The 15736-nt window shown below is 37.6% G+C and carries 17 protein-coding genes; 2 read left to right on the top strand and 15 right to left on the bottom strand.

The genetic code is table 11. The features are described 5' to 3' along the window. Positions 1-47 precede the first annotated feature (47 nt). A complete protein-coding gene (gene plsY / locus ACQV2X_RS03955; RefSeq protein WP_428873410.1) occupies positions 48-656 on the top strand; it encodes a glycerol-3-phosphate 1-O-acyltransferase PlsY in 609 nt (202 codons plus the stop codon). Between the two features lie 48 nt (positions 657-704). On the opposite strand, the gene ACQV2X_RS03960 is transcribed toward plsY, so the two are convergent. The 12 genes from ACQV2X_RS03960 to ACQV2X_RS04015 form a co-directional block, all read right to left on the bottom strand. Further along, positions 705-1598, bottom strand: coding sequence for an aldose 1-epimerase family protein (locus ACQV2X_RS03960; protein WP_428873411.1), 894 nt, complete (start codon positions 1596-1598; stop codon positions 705-707). Between the two features lie 17 nt (positions 1599-1615). Continuing rightward, on the bottom strand, positions 1616-3022 hold the full coding sequence (gene hslU / locus ACQV2X_RS03965; protein ID WP_428876253.1) for an ATP-dependent protease ATPase subunit HslU: 1407 nt from the start codon (positions 3020-3022) through the stop codon (positions 1616-1618). A 20-nt stretch (positions 3023-3042) separates the two neighbouring features. Further along, positions 3043-3573, bottom strand: a complete 531-nt coding sequence (gene hslV / locus ACQV2X_RS03970) for an ATP-dependent protease subunit HslV (RefSeq protein WP_428873413.1) — start codon at positions 3571-3573, stop codon at positions 3043-3045. Beyond that, positions 3574-4506 carry a tyrosine recombinase XerC gene (gene xerC / locus ACQV2X_RS03975; protein ID WP_428894261.1) on the bottom strand — a complete coding sequence of 311 codons (933 nt, stop codon included), beginning with the start codon at positions 4504-4506 and terminating at the stop codon, positions 3574-3576. A gap of 208 nt (positions 4507-4714) precedes the next feature. Continuing rightward, entirely contained in the window at positions 4715-6775 is a 2061-nt protein-coding gene (topA, locus tag ACQV2X_RS03980) for a type I DNA topoisomerase (RefSeq protein WP_428873415.1), read from the bottom strand. A gap of 90 nt (positions 6776-6865) precedes the next feature. Next, the gene (gene dprA, locus ACQV2X_RS03985; protein ID WP_428876254.1) at positions 6866-7732 is read right to left on the bottom strand and encodes a DNA-processing protein DprA; all 867 of its coding nucleotides are present in this window, start codon (positions 7730-7732) and stop codon (positions 6866-6868) included. A gap of 138 nt (positions 7733-7870) precedes the next feature. Beyond that, positions 7871-8656: a ribonuclease HII gene (locus tag ACQV2X_RS03990; RefSeq protein WP_428873417.1), complete on the bottom strand. Its 786-nt coding sequence runs from the start codon at positions 8654-8656 to the stop codon at positions 7871-7873. Further along, a complete protein-coding gene (ylqF, locus tag ACQV2X_RS03995; RefSeq protein ID WP_428873418.1) occupies positions 8640-9506 on the bottom strand; it encodes a ribosome biogenesis GTPase YlqF in 867 nt (288 codons plus the stop codon). Before ylqF ends, ACQV2X_RS03990 begins: the two co-directional genes overlap by 17 nt. A 26-nt stretch (positions 9507-9532) precedes the next feature. Next, entirely contained in the window at positions 9533-10105 is a 573-nt protein-coding gene (gene lepB / locus ACQV2X_RS04000) for a signal peptidase I (RefSeq protein WP_428873419.1), read from the bottom strand. Between the two features lies 1 nt (position 10106). Continuing rightward, positions 10107-11588, bottom strand: a complete 1482-nt coding sequence (locus tag ACQV2X_RS04005; RefSeq protein ID WP_428875206.1) for a S41 family peptidase — start codon at positions 11586-11588, stop codon at positions 10107-10109. A gap of 23 nt (positions 11589-11611) precedes the next feature. Continuing rightward, on the bottom strand, positions 11612-12325 hold the full coding sequence (gene deoD, locus ACQV2X_RS04010) for a purine-nucleoside phosphorylase (RefSeq protein WP_428873422.1): 714 nt from the start codon (positions 12323-12325) through the stop codon (positions 11612-11614). Positions 12326-12337: 12 nt separating this feature from the next. Then, positions 12338-12556: a YozE family protein gene (locus tag ACQV2X_RS04015; RefSeq protein ID WP_428873423.1), complete on the bottom strand. Its 219-nt coding sequence runs from the start codon at positions 12554-12556 to the stop codon at positions 12338-12340. Positions 12557-12743: 187 nt separating this feature from the next. Here ACQV2X_RS04015 and trhA point away from each other — a divergent pair, with 187 nt between their 5' ends. Continuing rightward, complete coding sequence (gene trhA, locus ACQV2X_RS04020; protein WP_428875208.1) at positions 12744-13415, top strand: PAQR family membrane homeostasis protein TrhA; 672 nt, start codon at positions 12744-12746, stop codon at positions 13413-13415. 57 nt (positions 13416-13472) lie between these two features. On the opposite strand, the gene proC is transcribed toward trhA, so the two are convergent. Genes proC through ACQV2X_RS04035 form a run of 3 tightly spaced genes read right to left on the bottom strand, consistent with a single transcriptional unit; the run spans position 13473 to position 15731 of the window. Beyond that, positions 13473-14285, bottom strand: coding sequence for a pyrroline-5-carboxylate reductase (gene proC / locus ACQV2X_RS04025; RefSeq protein ID WP_428873425.1), 813 nt, complete (start codon positions 14283-14285; stop codon positions 13473-13475). After that, on the bottom strand, positions 14286-14777 hold the full coding sequence (locus tag ACQV2X_RS04030) for a dihydrofolate reductase (RefSeq protein ID WP_428893481.1): 492 nt from the start codon (positions 14775-14777) through the stop codon (positions 14286-14288). Between the two features lie 15 nt (positions 14778-14792). Continuing rightward, complete coding sequence (locus ACQV2X_RS04035) at positions 14793-15731, bottom strand: thymidylate synthase (RefSeq protein WP_428875212.1); 939 nt, start codon at positions 15729-15731, stop codon at positions 14793-14795. Between the last annotated feature and the right edge of the window lie 5 nt (positions 15732-15736).

Below are 15736 nucleotides of genomic sequence, written 5' to 3' on the forward strand. Positions count from 1 at the left end.
TTATTCAATCATGTTAGAATGAAGATAGTAAACTAGGAGGTTAATAAATGTTAGCTATCTTAATGATTATTGTCGGATACTTGGCGGGATCGATTCCCTCAGGTGTCTGGTATTCAAAATATATCCACAATATCGATGTTCGGACCCTCGGTTCAGGCAATTCTGGTGGTACGAATATCGGCAGAAATTTTGGACCGATTGCAGCCATTGTGGTTATTATTGTGGATATTTTAAAGGGCTATCTTCCAGTTTTAATGGCCCAACAGCTCTTAGGCTCGGATAGTGATTTAGCTATTATGCTAACGGCTATTGCTGCTGTTCTGGGACATGCCTATCCAATTTTCAGTCAATTCCGTGGCGGAAAAATCGTTGCAACATCGGTAGGTGTACTATTGGCATTTAACTTTTATATTGCTTTAGCCATGGTCGCTCTCTTTATAACCATTCTCTTATTGACATCAATTGTGAGTATTGCTGCCATGACCTCTTTTTTGCTGGTCGCTATTTGGATTATTCTACGAGAACCTTTAGTATATTCTTGGGGCTTTGCCTTTATGGCTGTTTTGATGGTCTATCGTCATCGAGAGAATATTCAAAGACTGCTTAAAGGAGAAGAAAGTCGAGTGACCTTCGGTTTAAATCCTAGAAAAAAATAAATTAAAATAGCTAAGGCATTTTCCTTAGCTATTTTTATCTTTTTAATTTTATTCACCCTTGAAAAATTCCATCGTCAAATCATGAGTACTGATGGATTGGGGGGCTAAACTATGAATTCCCCGTTTATGCTTAAATAGCTCAGGCTCATTGGCAATATCCGGTAAGCCAGACCATGCTTCTACGGCTAAGAAAGGAGCTCGCTTAGGATAAGGAGACCATAAAGCAACATAGTCAAAGCCAATAGAACGAAATTTAATTTCAACATCATTGATAGCATCCATTAAGATAAGTTCAGCTTTTTCACTCACTTGATAGATTAAGGCATCATTTCTAAATTGTTTGTGACGCAGCTTTTGATTAATCACTTCTGTATACTTAGCTCTTTCTAAGTTGACTAGGCCATCATTATTAGTTTGTAAGAGATAATAATACCCTTCTGGATTTAATTGGTAACTTACTTGATTGAATTCCGGATAATTTCTTCCTACTGTATGTGGGAGATTAAAGGCCGGATGATAACCCACTGAATAATATAAAGGTTTTTCAAGTGAAGGATTATAAACTTCAAAAGTAATTGTTAACTTATGATCATATAAAACATAATTAACCTGAAGCGAAAATTCAAAGGGATAGGATTCTAGCGTGTTTTTATTGTTTTTTAAGTAAAAACTTGCAGAAGATTCGGTTTGACTTTGAACAGTAAAGGTATAATCTCTAGCAAACCCATGGCGACTCATTTGGTAGAATTTTCCACCATAAAGATACTGATCATCCTGTAGGCGCCCAACGATGGGAAAAAGGATGGGGGCACTGCGAGACCAATAGAAAGGGTCTGCTTGCCAGAGAAATTCATAGTCTGTCTTTAGATCAGTAATTGACTGGACTTCTGCCCCATTCTCAGTTATCTCCACTTTTAAAAAACTATTTTGAATGGTTACCATAGGCTTCACCCATTTCTTTATAAGATATAGTGGCTAAGATCTTGATTCTCAACCTTATCTGCTAATTTATCATCGACGTATTTTTCAGTAATTTCAATTACCATTGGTGTGTCTGCTGCTTCAAATAATAAATCTTCTAAAACTGTCTCAATAATCGTATGTAGGCGTCTTGCTCCAATATTATCTGTATTGCGGTTTAAGGTTTCCGCATAGTAGGCCATTTTCTGAACTGCTTCATCGCTAAAGTTAACAGTCACCTCTTCAGTAGCTAAAAGGGCCTGATATTGGATAAGTAAGGCATTTTTAGGTTCGGTTAGAATTTTAACAAAATCGTCAGCGGTTAAGTCCTGAAGATTGACTCGAATTGGAAAGCGTCCTTGTAACTCTGGAATTAAATCAGAAGGTTTAGCAACATGGAAAGCACCTGATCCCACAAAGAGAATATGATCAGACTTTATAATACCGTATTTGGTTTGAATTTGACTACCTTCAACGATTGGTAAAATATCACGCTGAACACCCTGTCTTGAAACTTCTCCCGATTGATTACTTGAAGAGGCAATTTTATCTAACTCATCAATAAAAATAATACCGTTTTTCTCAGCTAGTTTTAAGCCTTTTTGATGAATATCCTCTTCGTTTACCAATTTGTCTGCTTCGTCTACTGTTAATAACTTAAGCGCTTCTTTGACAGTCACTGTACGCTGAATCATTTTCTTCGGTCTTAAAGCGTTGAGGGATTCTTGCATATCCATCATTTGCTCCATAGCAGGATTAAGTGAGTTTAACTGTAGTTTCTTTTCTTCCATTTCAATAGTCACTTCTTGTTTATCCAACACACCCTCACGAATTTGCTGGCGAATATGACGACGGTTGGAAGCCACTTCTTCCGTCACTTCTTCTTTTTCTGCTTCTACTTCACCACGCATTTGGCGCATAAAAGCTTCCATATCTGGCAAGACGAAGCCACCGGCATTGTTAGGATCTTTTTTTACTTCCTTCTTTTTCTTCTTACCAGGGACTAGTGCTTTAGCAATTCGATCAATTGCTTTTTCACGTGCTTCATCTTCAACCTCTTGGCGCATTTCATCACGAACGATACGAATTGCTTGCTCTACCAAGTCTCTGACCATTGATTCTACATCACGACCAACATAACCAACTTCGGTATACTTAGTGGCCTCCACCTTTAAAAAAGGGGCCTTAATAATCTTGGCTAGACGTCTAGCAATTTCTGTTTTTCCAACTCCGGTTGGACCAATCATTAATAAATTTTTAGGTTTTACTTCATCTTGCATTTCGGCTTCAAGGCGTAACCGTCTTTGTCTATTTCGAATAGCAACGGCTATTGAACGTTTGGCTTCTGCTTGACCAATGATATATTTATCTAATTCTGCAACTAATTGTCTGGGACTTAATTCCATTCTTACATTCTCCTTTAAATCTAGGATTCAAAACTTTCGACCATGATTTGTTTATTAGTATAAACATCAATTTCTGCAGCAATTTCTAGGGCTTGAGAAACGATCTCTTTTGCACTTAATTGCTCACTTGTTCTAAGCATGGCTCTAGCTGCTGCCAAGGCATAATTGCCCCCCGAACCGATGGTTAAAATACCGTCATCCGGTTCGATAACTTCTCCCGTGCCGGATACTAATAAGAGACTTTCTTTATTCATAACGATTAAAAGGGCTTCTAACTTTTGTAAAGAGCGATCTGTCCGCCATTGTTTGGCTACTTCTACAGCTGCTCGAGTTAATTGGCCTTGATGGGCTTGTAACTTCGTTTCAAACATTTCTGACAAGGTAATAGCATCAGCAACTCCTCCGGCAAATCCAATAACCACTTGATCGTTAAAAATTCTACGAAGCTTGCGGGCACCACCTTTCATAATGACCGTTTCTCCCATTGTGACTTGACCATCTCCCGCCATTGCTAATTTATTATCTTTTTTAACTGCACATATTGTTGTCATTTATTCTTCCTCCTGCTTCTTTCTACGAGCTCTCGGATGAGCTTTTAAGTATTCTGATCGCATTTTATCGCCGGTTATATGGGTATATATTTGTGTAGAAGATAAATTCTCATGGCCTAGGAGTTCTTGGACGGAACGTAAATCTGCCCCACGATTTAATAGATGGGTCGCATAAGAATGTCTCAATTTATGGGGATTAATCTTTAAATTAAGCTGACTTTCTTCTACTATTTTTTGTAAAATATGGCGCACTTGATCAGGGTTAATTACTTTCCCTTTTTCCGATAAGAATAATATATCATTATTTCTTTGATTCTGCATGGACCATTTACTTAATAACTCTTTACGCTCCGTTTCAATATAATCTTTTAAAGCTCGCATAGCTGGATCTCCAAAAGGGACAATTCGTTCCTTATTCCCCTTGCCGAACACACGTAGAATTTGCAAGGAAAAATCAAGTTGGTCTAGTCTTATCTGACAGCATTCTGAAACGCGGATACCCGTTGCATACATCAATTCAAGGATGGCGAGGTTTCGCTTGGGATAATCTAAAAGACTAGTTTTAGCTACTTTAATGAGACTTTCAATTTCATTTTCATAGAAAAAAGAGGGTAAATGAGTCTCTTTTGCTTTATAAGTAATTAACTCCATTGGATCTTGGTCAATCCAATGCCGACGCAAACAATAATTAAAAAAAGAACGTAAAGAGGATAATTTTCTGGCAATCGTTTTGGGATTAAGCGAGCGTTCGTTTAGATAGGCTAAATAAAGCCTTAAATCTTGATAGGAAATTTGCTCTAAGCTAACTTCTCCTGAACTTTTAATAAAAAGCCAGAATTGGTTCAGATCTCTTTGGTAGGCGATGACTGTATGTTGAGAATAACGACGTTCGTTCAATAAATAATTCAAAAAATTAATAATCTTCTCCTGCATCATTTATCACCTCAATTTCCTCTTTTTTATTATACCTTTTCTTTGAATTCATAGCCAATTAAGCGCCATATTCAAAATGCAGGCTAAAAGTAAATTTTATAGTTCAGTTAATATTGCTAAATAGATAAAAAACCGAACACTCACAAAACTGTGAAGCATTCGGTTTTAGCTAAATTGATTGAATTAAAGAAGTTTTTTTAAAATTCGCTTAGCTTTCTATGGCTTCAGTATAATCACAAGAAGAACATTGAACTTGCTTGCCTTTACGAGATTTCTTTTCGATAAGATACTCATTACATTTTGGACAATTACGACCGATTGGTTTGTCCCAAGAAACGAATTCACATTCTGGATATCTTGAACACCCATAAAATATTCGGTTCTTCTTCGATTTTCTTTCGATAATTTCGCCCTCTTTGCATGTAGGACATTTTACACCAATTTCTTTGACGATGGCTTCAGTATGACGGCATTCTGGAAAATTGGAGCAGGCATAAAACTTACCATAGCGACCAATTTTGATGACCATTGGATTGCCACACTCTGGGCAGTCAAAACCAGCTGGTTCATTTTTTATCTCAATTTTTTCCATCTCTTCTTCTGCCTTGTCTAAATCTTTAGCGAAAATCTGATAAAAATCATTCAGAACTTTCTGCCATTCTACTTTATTTTCCTCGATTTGGTCAAGTTTATTTTCCATCCCAGCTGTAAATTCAGAATCAACAATATCTGGAAAGTAAATTTCCATCATGTCATTGACAATTTCTCCTAGTTCTGTCGGCGTAAAACGTTTAGCTTCCATTTTAACATAGTAGCGTTTACGCAAGGTTTCTAAGGTTGGTGCGTAAGTGGAAGGTCGCCCAATCCCCAACTCTTCAAGCATTTTAACTAGGCTGGCTTCATTATAGCGTGCTGGTGGTTGAGTAAAATGCTGACTTGGATCAATCTTTTCAGCTGTAACTGCATCTCCTTCTTTCAAAGCTGGCAGATAGTTATCTTTATCTGATTTACTTGGATAAACTTTCAAGAAGCCTTCAAATTTAATGCGTGAACCATTCGCACGAAAGAGAACATCATTTTGAATGATATCCGCTTTAATTGTATCATAGACGGCATTTGACATTTGTGAAGCCACAAAGCGTGCCCATATTAAAGCATAGAGACGGAATTGGTCCTTAGTTAATGAATCTTTAATCGATTCGGGTGTTAAACTGACATTTGAGGGACGTATAGCTTCATGAGCATCCTGAGCCCCTGCTTTATTATTGACCTTATGTCCTGCTCCCAAATACTGCTCACCATAGGTATCTTTAATAAAATCTCCTGCCATCTTTTTGGCTGTTGGTGAAATTCGAGTCGAATCGGTACGCATATAAGTAATCAAGCCGATGGTGTTACGACGAATAGATATGCCTTCATAAAGCTGCTGAGCAATCATCATGGTTTTGCCGGTACGGAAATTCAAACGATTGGCAGCATCTTGCTGCAAGGTAGAGGTAGTAAACGGTGCATTGGGCTTACGAAAACGTTCTTTTTCAGTAATTGATTGAATATTAAATTCACCTTTAAGGTCAAGACGTTTCATAACTTGATCAACTTGCTCTTTATTCTTGAGCTCAGTTTTTTTACCGTCTAGTCCATAGAATTCTGCTTCAAATTTCGACCGTCCTTTTTTAAAGTTCGCTGGAATTTTCCAATATTCTTCTGGTTTAAATTGGCGGATTTTCTTTTCACGGTCAATAATTAGTTTTAAAGTGGTCGATTGAACACGCCCTGCTGATAAACCACCTTTAATCTTCTTCCATAATAAAGGTGAGATAGAATAACCCACTATTCGGTCTAAAATTCTTCTTGCTTGTTGAGAATCCACTAAGTCTTGATCGATTTGTCGTGGTTGCTTAAATGCTTCTTTAACCGATTCTTTAGTAATCTCATTAAATACTACACGGTTAGCCGCTTGCGGATCTAATTTTAATAGATAGGAAAGATGCCAAGCAATTGCTTCTCCTTCACGGTCCGGGTCACTTGCTAAATAGACTTTTTCAGCCTTATTGGCTAATTTTCTAAGCTCCTTAATGGTATCGCCTCTGCCCCTAATTGAAATATAATGCGGTTCAAAATTATTTTCTAAGTCAATGCCCATTCGTGATTTCGGTAGATCTCTGAGATGACCTTTTGAAGCAACGACTTTATAATTTTTGCCTAAATATTTATCAATGGTTTTGGCTTTGGTTGGTGATTCGACTATGACGAGATATTTATAGGCCAAGTAACAATCACTCCCTTTCTTATTCCTTTGCTCATATGCAAAATCGTAACAATCTTATGCTAAACTTTCAATTATGTCAATGAATACTCTTTATTTTATCTTTTGCCGTTGATAATCTAGAGCTATCTCTTCTATTAATTGGTCCAAATCGACAATCGGTCTTGCCCCTGCTTGTATTAAGTGATTGCATCCATAAGATTGCGGGTCATCGATGGGTCCAGGTAAAGCATAAATTTGACTATTATATTCCAAGGCATAATTAGCAGTAATTAATGAGCCCGATTTCTTGGCTGCTTGAATGACAATCACTACGGGGCATAGTCCAGCCACCAAACGATTTCTTGCAATAAATTGATACTTTCGAATAGCTTGATGGGGTAGGTACTCACTTAATAACAAATGACTGCTTGCTATTTGTTCTTGGAGCTGATGATGTTCTTTGGGATAATAATGCTCAAAACCATTGGCAACAATAGCGATGGTTCTCCCTTCTTTTTCACTCATACAAGCCTTATGCGAAATAAAATCCGCTCCTTTAGCCAAACCTGAAACAATCACAAAGCTCGCTTTAGTTAGTGCCTTGCTAATTTTTTGTGCGCTTTTTTTTCCATAAGCCGATAATTTTCTAGATCCAACAATCGCAACTAAAGGTCGATTTAAAAGGTTAAGATCTCCTCTATAAAAAAACAAAATAGGTGGTTGGGGAAGCTGAAGCCAGCGATAGGGATAGGATTTTTCACCAAAGAGAATCGCTTGCTTTTCTAAATTAGTTAGAATCTCTTGACAACTTTCCCAATCCTTGAAGAGTGCCTCTTCCTTAAATGACCACATGTTATTAATAAGTAAATAATGAACACTTGCTTGACGAGAGAGATTTTGTCTAACTTTAAAATAATGCCACAAATGACGGTATTTAACGCCTTTCATCTGTAAATAGATTAACTCTCTTTTTATCATGGCCTACACTCCTTAAGCTTTTACCCTTAAGATACAAAGTAATTAGGCCATAAGTGCTCTGCGATCCTCATTAAAAGCTTTAAGACATACAAAAGAGCAAATATTTTTCAATACTTGCTCTTTAAAATTTTGGCCAACTTACGAACCATAGAATTTATTAATTTTTTGAACAGGACTAAAGGATTGTCTATGAATAGCCGTGTAGCCGTATTGTTCTAACGCAACCAGATGTTTCTTAGTTGGATAGCCCATGTGCTGGTCAAAACCATATTCTGGATACCATCTTGCATAATCCACCATCAGCTGGTCACGATGGACCTTGGCAATAATAGAAGCAGCAGCTATGGAAAGTGAGCGTTGATCACCTTTCACCACTGCTTTTTGTTGAATCTGTAAATCTAATTTCATGGCGTCTACGACAACAAAATCCACTGCTTTGTTGAGCTTTAGAACAGCTTCTTTCATGGCCATACGACTGGCCTCATAAATATTAATGCGATCAATCGCTTGAGGAGATACGCTTGTGATGGCATAAGCTTTAGCTTGTTGTTTTATCATTTCAGCTAAGTCTGAACGCTTTTGATGCGTTAAGGTTTTCGAATCATTGACGTCCACCCAATCACTGGTATCTTGAGGTAAAATAACTGCCGCTGCTACTACTGGACCAGCTATCGGACCTCTCCCCACTTCATCAACTCCTGCAAGCACAAAAGACTGGTTAGCATCCAATAATTGGCGATCAAAGTCTAGGCGTTTTTGATAAGCTTGATAACGTTGGTTATAAGCAATTAACACTCGTTTATGACGTCTTACTAGCTCTTGAACTCCTTTTCTAGGATCTTCTTTTAATTGATTGAGGTAAACATCTTCAAGGTCTTCAATTGTTTTTAGCTGCGCTTTGATTTCTTTAATGGTTTGTTTCAATGTTAACCCTCTCAATCGGACGATCGAGTGTAATCGAACCCAGTTTATGTTGACGAAAATCAAATATTAAACGCTCAGCTGCTTGGGTATAGTCTTGATCCAGTTTTAATGTCTGTGTCAAACTAGTTAAAATTTCAGCCGCAGCCATCTCTTGATGATAGTCTTCTAAATGATAAAATTCTTTTAATAAACCAGGGTAAAATTGTTCTAAATGACCGATCAACACTAAAGATAGCTCCTGCATTTCGACTAATTGGTCTTTAATGGCTCCGGTTAAGGCTAAGTGATAACCCGTCAAGGGATCTTCAAACTTAGGCCATAAGATACCAGGCGTATCTAGTAATTCAAACTCTTTCCCAATTTTTAGCCACCGCTGCGCTTTAGTAACCCCTGGTTTATTGCCAGTTTGTGCTTGATTTTTTCCGACAAAGCGGTTAATGAGCGTTGACTTGCCGACATTGGGGATGCCTAAAATCATCAGACGAATCGCTCTAGGTTTTACCCCTTTAGCTTTTTGTTTGGCAAAAAAATCTACCATTAAGTCTTTGCAGGCCTTCTTAAGTTCATTCAAACCCAATTGATGCTGAGCATCAATTGCTAAAGCAATTTGACCTTGTTCTTGATAGTGTTGAATCCAATGTTTAGTTAAATTGGGGTCAGCTAAATCTGCTTTATTTAAAGCCAGAATTGAAGGTTTCTGATTAATAATTTCTGTAATCACAGGATTACGGCTGGATTCAGGTATGCGAGCATCTGCCAATTCAATTACTAAATCCACTAAATTAAGTTTTTCCTTTGCTTCCCTTTTAGCCTTTGCCATATGGCCTGGAAACCACTGAATCTGATTCAATTTATCCCTCCTTTTTAATAGACTCTTTATTCTATAGCTTGCAGTTTCCCTACTTTTCCTATTCGATCAAGAGGATAATAAATAAAGTTAGCTTCTCCTTCAATTTCATCAATATCGACATAACCAAATTGGCGACTGTCTCCTGAACCAGGTCGGTTATCACCCATCACAAAAACTTTACCTTCTGGAATAAGCGAATCACCTGTTATTTCCCACAGAGTGAAGTCTTCAGTATAATTTGTCTCCATATTAGATTTAGCCGGCTCCAAATAAGGTTCTTCAATCAACTGATCATTGATGAATAACTGATCTTCTCTTACTACAATCGAATCTCCTGGAAGGCCAATTAAACGCTTCACATAGGTTCTGCCAGAACCCATAGGATCAGGAAAGACAACAATGTCAAAACGGTCTAAATCAAATTGTTTCCACATTATCAAATGGTCTGCTTGATAAAGAGTGGGATTCATTGATTTACCTTCAACTTGAAAGGGCTGTGCAAGATAGTTACGTACAGCTAAAAAGAGAAACAAAGCAGCAAGAATCACAAAAATGATATTTACGAACTCTATTAGAATTGTTTTAAAAAATTTCCCCATCTTATTCTCCTAATAAGACCTCGATAGCTGCTTGATATTGTGGGTCTTCTGCTTCTAAATAAGCTCGCGTTTCTTCAACCAATTTGTCACTGGTTGCTGAGTCAATAACACCGTTTACTTCTAGCTTAAAGTCCTTTTGAAAGTTCCTTACAGCTTCTTCCATTTCAGGACTAAAATAAGCCGTTTTTTCCTCTTGATAACCCAATGCTTGTAACATTAAACTAGCTGATTGAACGTATTCGGAGGCATCGCCTATTTTTAAATCTTCTTCTTGATTTAACACAATCGTATTAGCGACTTCTGGTGCTTCTACCACTTGATCAGGTTCGATTCCTTTCTCATGAATCCACCCCCCACTAGGTGTAAGCCATTTTGCTACGGTTAATTTTAATTCCCCATATGAGGATTCTGAAATCATTCTTTGAACCGTCCCTTTTCCGAAAGAAGTCACCCCGATCACAGGGGCATCCGTATTTTCTTTAATGGCAGCAGCTAATATTTCACTAGCTGAAGCCGAGCCTTCATCGATTAATAATACATAAGGCTCTGTAATTTGAAAATCACCATAGCGCTCGTCAGAAGCCACATACTCAAACGGCTCACTCAGACGATCATCTGTTTGCATAATGACTTGATCATCATCTAAGAACATATTACTAACTTGTAAAGCTGTTTCCAACATTCCTCCAGGATTATAGCGGAAATCAAAAATAAAGCGATCGACACCTTTTGACCGTAAGTCTTTAACGGCCGATACCATTTCCTCATAAGTTGATGAAGCAAATTGGCTCACTTTAACGACTCCCACTTGGTCATATTTATCATCTTGTTCATAGTCGACCGTAGTAAGAGGAATTTCTTCTCGAATCATAGTTACTTCAAAGGTTGATTGACCTCTCTTGATCGTTAAAGTGATCTCAGACCCCAAGGGTCCACGAATCTTTTGCACGATTTCACTGGTGTCTAATCCCTGAAGATCCACATCATCGGCTTTTAGAATAATATCATTGGCTTTGATACCTGCTTTTGCAGCGGGAGTTCCGTCAATCGGAGCTATAACCGTAGGCAAACTATCTTTTAACATAAATTGAACCCCTATACCGGTGAAGGATCCTTCCAGAGAATCATCAAAAGGCGTTATTTCAGTAGGGTTTAAAAATTCAGAATAGGGATCATCCACCGCATCCACCATGCCTTTTAGAGCTCCTTCTAAAAGCTTTTCTTTATCTAATTCCTCAATATAATTGATTTGTAAAGAATTATAAACTTCTTGGATAATCGCTAAATCTTCTTTGGTTAATTGATCTTCTTTTTCAACTGAAGGACTGCCAAATAGCTTTCCCATAGCTGAAATCGGTAGCGCTTTATAATTCATAACCAAAGCAAAAAGCGAAAAGATTAAAAAAAGGCAAAGCCATTTATCTTGAGTCCACTGAAGAAGGTTGTTTTTTTGCTTCTTGATAAATTTGCATTTAAAAATCATTTCATCTCCCTTCTTTCTATTGTTTAATCCAATTTTAAAGCTGTTTCTAAAGCTATTTCCATCATGTCTGTAAAGGTTTGTTCACGCTCTTGAGCGGTTGTCTCTTCACCAGTTAATAGATGGTCAGAAATCGTACAAATAGCTAAAGCTCTGCGCTGATATTTTGCTGCCACGGCATAAAGTCCGGCTGCTTCCATTTCAACTGCTAGAACACCATATTGAGCTAATTTTTCTTTATCTAACTCATCATTATAAAAACGATCGCTAGAAAGTACATTCCCTACATGAACCCGGTCTCCTACTTTTGTTTGTGCCAAATGATAAGCGTGATCAAGACTTTGAAAATCAGCAAGTGCAGCATAGGAAACTTGTCCTTTAAAAATATTACTTAAAGCTGAAGAATCGGTTGTAGCTCCTTGGGCTAAGACTATGTCTCTAACTTTGACATTTTCTTGCATACCACCGGCAGATCCTACCCGAATAATTGTTTGCACATCATAGTCACGGTAAAGTTCCTCTGCATAGATCATAGCTGATGGCATCCCCATTCCAGATCCTTGAACCGATACTTTTATACCGTGGTAATCTCCTGTGTAGCCAAACATATTGCGCACTTCGTTATATTGAATAACATTTTCTAAAAATTGGTCAGCAATATATTTTGCTCTTAAGGGATCACCGGGAAACAGAACTATCGGGGCTATTTGCCCATAGTGGGCTTGAATATGTGTACTCATCAAATCTCTCCTTTAAATTGCATATTGATATTGGTGCCAGGCATCATCAAAAATACTTAATAGTCTTGAATAGTGACTATTTTTTTCTAAATAATCAGATATTTCTTGAAAATCATGACTTTGCTTGGGAAAAGCAATGTCGTTACTGACTGCATTGGCTAAGCGACTCATGGGATCATTGGCCGCTTCATCAGCATATCGCATTATAAATTCATAAAAACTAGGTCCCATCCTAGACCTCCTATTCTTTAAAGATCATTCTTTGATAAAGTTAAATACTCTGGGTTTCGTGGAATTATTTTTATTATAGCATTTGTAATCCTAATAAATAAATCAATTATTCCATAAACCGACTTTTCTTTCATCTAAACCCTAACTTAAGTATAATTGAATTAGTATAAAAGAAGGAGCCGATTAAATGTTTAATTCATCTTCGTCCAATCCGACAATGACACCATCTAGAAGTAGTCATTCATTCAAACAAGTCGAAACTTGGAATGCTATCACTCATGGAATCGCTGCTGCTTTATCTTTGCTTGGGACTTATATACTCATTAAAAAAGGATTAGCTCAAAGATCCAGCATCGATATGATTGCCTATATCGTTTATGGCTTTTCTTTGGTGGCCCTTTTTACTAATTCAACCCTCTACCATTCTTTTTCCCACAGTAAATATCGACGTGTTTTACAAAAACTGGACCATTCAGCGATCTATTTATTAATTGCCGGAACTTATACTCCCTATCTCATGATAGCTCTTAATAATCACTTGGCTTATCTCTTTCTTGCTCTCATCTGGATGTTGGCAATAGCAGGGATTGTATTTGAAGTCTTTGCTATCGACTGTTTTCCAAAGTTATCGACCTATCTTTATTTAGCATTAGGATGGCTGTGCCTATTAATTATTTATCCCCTCTTTAAATCAATAGACCTTTGGGGAATAATTTATCTGGCTCTAGGTGGGATCGCCTATTCTCTTGGTACGATATTTTATTCTATGAAATCTAATCGCTGGATGCACGTTGTTTGGCACCTCTTTGTTATTTTAGGAGCAGGTTTAATGTTTTACTCAATTTTTCAATACCTATAAACTTCAATCAATAAAATCCATCTCTCATTCTAAAAAGAATAGGAGATGGATTTATTCTTATGTTCTCTCTACGGTTGCTGAAACAGCTTCAAATATAGCCGATCGAAATCCATTCGCTTCTAAACTTCTAACACCGGCAATGGTCGTACCCTTAGGACTGGTCACAGCGTCTTTTAATTGAGCAGGATGTTGATGACTTTCCAGGACCATCTGACCGGCACCAGCCACTGTTTTAGCCGCCATATCGATGGCTTGCTGACGGTTCAAGCCATAATAAACGCCGGCATCACTGATAGCTTCAATCAACTGGTAGATAAAGGCAGGACCTGATCCTGCAATAGCAGAAGCAACATCAAATAAGCTTTCTTCGATCAACTGAAGATGTCCCAAGGGTTGTAATAAGTTCTTAAATTCATTAATTACTTGGTCATTGAAATTTTCTTTCTGGTAACAATAAGAAACATAACCTTGTCCGATGGCAACAGGGGTATTAGGCATTATGCGGATAAGATGATGCCCTTGAGGAAGTAGCTTTTGAATACTACTTAATGACCTACCCACTACCATCGATATCCATAATTTAGAATCAAGTAATTCAATAGAATTAAGGGAGTCCAACAAGATATTTAAGTCTTTCGGTTTGACTCCGATAAAAAAGATTTGAGCAGAAGCTAAAAGTTTTTCAAGACTATTTACTGCTTCAACACTCTCACCACAGTCCTTAGCCAAGCTTTGACTTTTATAATTGTCTTTATCATATAAGTAAAAGGCTAAATTGGAAAAGTTAGTCGAAAGAGACTTTATAATCGCTGATCCCATATTGCCACAACCAATGCAGCCAATTGCTTTAAAAGTGGTAAAATCAGTCATTTATTTTCTCACCCACCACTCAAAACGATGAGGGTATTCATTATCTGCATCTGCAGGAACTTCAACCAGCTTATCCAAACGGAACTTTTCTTGATCAATATCCGCCATATAGGTATCTGCAGGAAACTCTCCTTCGATGACGGTACGCACAATCTTATCGACGTGGTCCATCAAAGTTTTGAAAACACCTGCTCCTCCAATAACCATTAATTCTTGATCTTTTGCTAGCTCTAAGACATCTTCTACACTATGTACCAAGTTCAGCTGTGCAATATCTTGACCATAATCTTCTTGACTGGTTAATACAACCGTCTTGCGACCTGGTAAAACTCTACGGTCCATTGATTCGAAAGTCGTTCTCCCCATCAACAGAGTATGTCCCATGGTAACTTCTTTAAAAAAATTGAGGTCGTTAGGTAAATGCCATGGTAAGTCCTTTTGATAACCAATTGCGCCTTTTAAATCTTGGGCATAAACATATGTAATCATCATTTCTCCTCCTATTTACTAAACTGAGATAGCTGCTTTAATTGTTGGATGTGGATGGTAGTTTTCAATCTGAATCTGATTCAAATTCAATTGATCGATGGATTGAAAATCTGAAATGTTAAGCTGGGGAAGCGAACGTGGAGAACGCTCTAAAAGTGTCCGTGCTGCCTTTAAATGGGTTAAATACAAATGGGCATCCCCTAAAACATGAACAAATTCACCCGGCTGTAAATGAGTTTCTTTGGCGATTAAATGGGTTAATAAAGCATAAGAAGCAATATTAAAAGGAACGCCTAAGAACACATCTGCTGAGCGTTGATAAAGCTGACAGGATAAACGGCCTTTACTAACATAGAATTGAAAGAAGCAATGACAAGGTGGTAAGACCGCTTTATCAATAGCTGCAGGGTTCCATGCCGTTACGATATGCCTTCTAGAATCTGGATTATCTTTAAGAGATTCAATGACCTGCTGAATTTGATCGATGGTTTCACCATTCGCCTCCCAAGATCGCCATTGTTTGCCATAGATAGGACCTAAGTCACCATGCTTAGCCGCAAACTGATTGCTAGCTATAATATTAGCTTGAAAACTAGACATCTCCATCTGGTAGTTTTCTGCAAATTCTTTATCTTCTAGGATACGTCGACCAAAATCAGTCATGTCCACTCCTTTGTAGTCAGCTGATTGCGTATAGTTTTCAAAGGCCCATTCATCCCAAATATGATTGTTATGGATTAATAAATATTTAATATTGGTATCCCCCTTTAAAAACCACATTAATTCCGATTTAACTAGACCAAAAGGCACCCGTTTAGTAGTCAAAAGAGGAAAGTCTTTACTGAGATCAAATCGCATTTGATAACCGAAAGTTGATAGCGTACCAGTTCCTGTGCGATCGGACTTTTTGTCACCATGGTCTAGAATATGACTGATCAGTTCTTGATATTGTTTCATCCGTC

Source organism: Facklamia sp. P12945, from assembly GCF_050409485.1.
Classification (GTDB): domain Bacteria; phylum Bacillota; class Bacilli; order Lactobacillales; family Aerococcaceae; genus Facklamia.